This is a genomic window from Asaia sp. SF2.1 (assembly GCF_000505765.1).
Taxonomy (GTDB): domain Bacteria; phylum Pseudomonadota; class Alphaproteobacteria; order Acetobacterales; family Acetobacteraceae; genus Asaia; species Asaia bogorensis.
This window is the reverse complement of sequence record NZ_AYXS01000049.1, coordinates 76,164-76,670: the sequence shown is the minus strand read 5'-3', so window position 1 is coordinate 76,670 and position 507 is coordinate 76,164. Positions and strand designations below refer to the sequence as shown.

Below are 507 nucleotides of genomic sequence, written 5' to 3'. Positions count from 1 at the left end.
CCCGTGACTGCCTCATTGCACTATACCCTACAGGGGCATACCATGGAGCGCAAGCGATTATGGCATGTCTGGCGCCGCGTGGCGGCCACAAACAAGGGGACCTCATGACGAACGACAATACAGCAGCTTGCGCGTCCCATCTCCATGGAGAGGGTCCCACCCCGGCAGCGACCGGAGTTAAGACGCGCCCGGTCAAGGATCCCGTGTGTGGCATGACAGTCGACCCCGCGACGGCGACGCATCATGCCGACCATGATGGCCAGACCTGGTATTTCTGCAGCGCGCACTGTCAGACAAAGTTCGAAGCCGACCCCTGTCATTACCTGCACAAGGCGGACACGACGCCCATCAAGTCTCAGCCCAAACGGGTCGGGGTGATCTGGACCTGCCCGATGCACCCTCAGATCCGACAGGATCACCCCGGCTCCTGCCCCATCTGCGGCATGGCGCTGGAACCGGAGGAGCCATCCGACGCCGACACGCCTAACCCGGAACTCGTGGATTTCA

At 62.1% G+C, this 507-nt stretch carries 1 protein-coding gene; it reads left to right on the top strand.

The annotated features are described in order from the left end of the window. Positions 1-59: 59 nt before the first annotated feature. A partial coding sequence (locus P792_RS33905) for a heavy metal-binding domain-containing protein (RefSeq protein ID WP_152530276.1) occupies positions 60-507 on the top strand: 448 nt, incomplete at its 3' end.